This is a genomic window from Streptomyces sp. URMC 123, assembly GCF_051386515.1.
Taxonomy (GTDB): domain Bacteria; phylum Actinomycetota; class Actinomycetes; order Streptomycetales; family Streptomycetaceae; genus Streptomyces.
Map to the genome: position 1 here is coordinate 1 of NZ_JBPQTV010000581.1, position 1,734 is coordinate 1,734.

Here is a 1,734-nt window from a genome sequence, read left to right on the forward strand (position 1 = left end):
GTCACCGGCCCGCCCCCACCCCCACCGGCACGGGGGCGGGCGAGCGTCGGCCCGGCGAGGGCGGGGCGGTCGGCACCGGCTCGGGCGGCCCTCCCGCCGTGGTCCCGGACGAGGGCGAGGGGCCGACCTTGCGCACCTCGTCGCCCCGGAAGGCGAGCGCGCGCTGGTCCTCGTCCCAGCCGAAGATCGACCGGGTCTCGTAGCCGGCCTGCACGGTCGGCTCGCGCACGATCAGGTCCCGGCCCGCGACCTCGATGGAGAGCGGGGTGACGACGGTGGACAGAATCCTGGTCAGCCTTCCGTGGTCGAGCGTGTACGCGCGCAGGGACAGCTGGGCGCCGAACTCCCCGCTCAGATCGATCCCGAGGATGAGATCGTCCCGGCCGTCGCCGGTCAGGTCGTGGTACTGGGCCGGGCGCAGCGGGCACCCCGCCGCCGGCGCCCCGGAGGCGTCGGCCGTGCAGCGGCCGATCCGCCGCCGGGTCTCCTCGTCGAGCGCGTCGGCGCCGCTGACCTGGCCGGCGGACGCCTTCACCTCGGCCTTGACCACGTCCAGCGGCCGGACGTCGCGAATGTTCCCCGAGGCGACGGTGGCGACCCCGGGCACGGGGTCGGCGTTGGGCTCCACGTGCGGGGCCGCCGGCACGGTGGCGGCCTTGCGCTCGGGCCAGAGCCGGGCGGGGGCGGAGGCGGTGACCGTGGGCCCGGCGGAGCGGACCTCGGCGGGGGAGCCGCAGCCGGAGAGACAGAGGGCGGCGCCGGGCAGCACGGTCAGGGGGAGGAGGGCGGCGAGCAGGAACCGCCGCCGGGCGCCCTGGCGAGGGGGCCGAGGGGACCGTACGGGGCCGGTGGGCGCCGTCGGGGCGGCACCGGCGTACGGGGTCTCGGCCGGGTCGGCGTACGACGTCCCGGCCGGGCCGGTGGACATCCGCGGCCGGCGCGGGGCCGGCGGCAGAGAGCGGAACGAGGACAAGAACCCAGGACCCCCAGGCGCGGTGAGACCCCCGGCGCGCCCGGGCCGCGTCTGCCCGCCCGGGCCGCCGGTGACCCCTCGGTCACATCGCGAGGTGATCACTTCACGAGGTCGGCGTGGATGATGATGACGTTGTCGGCGCGGTGGCCGCCGGCGGGCCGGCCGCCGCGGGTGAGCGGCCTCGGCCGGAGCCCGGCCGGCCGCTCGGTACTGCCGTAGACCTTATCGGGCGGGAAGTCCTTCTTGTCCACCTGCTCGATTCCGTGCCGATCGGAGGCCGGTCGCCCCGACGCTAGACGCCCGGTGTCGCGGTCGTTCGACGGCCGCGTAACAGTGGGCCGTAGGGGACCCCGCGACGGCGTAACCGGTTGAACCGGCAACGAACCCGCGGCATCTCATCCGTCCGGCCGCCGGAGCGTTCCGCGGGCGCTCCCCGGGTGCCCCCGGGTGATCCCAGGGCGCGCTCCCCGGGCGGTCCTCCGCGAAAAGCCCAGGTGGTGAGAGCCTGGGTACAGGGGCTCGTCATTTCGGGAGTGAGTCCGATGGCAGTGAGCATGCATGTCGTCTGGAGCACGGTGGAGCCCGGCCGCGTGATCTACGAGACGCACGCGATCGAGACCGTGGCCGACGACGACGGTGTCCACGCGACCGTCAACAGCAAGACCTACGAGGTCCCCCTGCGCAGCCGTGCCCAGGCGGAAATGATCGCGGCGGAGGACGGCTACGACCTCCGCCGCGAGGGCGACGCGTGGAACAGCCTC

3 protein-coding genes are annotated in these 1,734 nt (G+C 75.5%); 1 reads left to right on the forward strand and 2 read right to left on the reverse strand.

The window, feature by feature from the left end; translation table 11 throughout:
* Window position 1: 1 nt before the first annotated feature.
* On the reverse strand, window positions 2-928 hold the full coding sequence (locus tag ACSNOD_RS30935) for a hypothetical protein (protein ID WP_436770395.1): 927 nt from the start codon (window positions 926-928) through the stop codon (window positions 2-4).
* A gap of 143 nt (window positions 929-1,071) precedes the next feature.
* Window positions 1,072-1,224, reverse strand: a complete 153-nt coding sequence (locus tag ACSNOD_RS30940; protein ID WP_436770396.1) for a hypothetical protein — start codon at window positions 1,222-1,224, stop codon at window positions 1,072-1,074.
* 291 nt (window positions 1,225-1,515) lie between these two features.
* On the opposite strand from ACSNOD_RS30940, the gene ACSNOD_RS30945 reads away from it, so the two are divergent.
* The coding region (locus tag ACSNOD_RS30945) for a hypothetical protein (RefSeq protein WP_436770397.1) at window positions 1,516-1,734 on the forward strand (219 nt) is incomplete at its 3' end.

Excerpts from the sequence above, each read along its gene's own strand:
- ACSNOD_RS30935 (WP_436770395.1), bottom strand. The coding sequence starts at position 928 with ATGTCCACCGGCCCGGCCGGGACGTCGTACGCCGACCCGGCCGAGACC.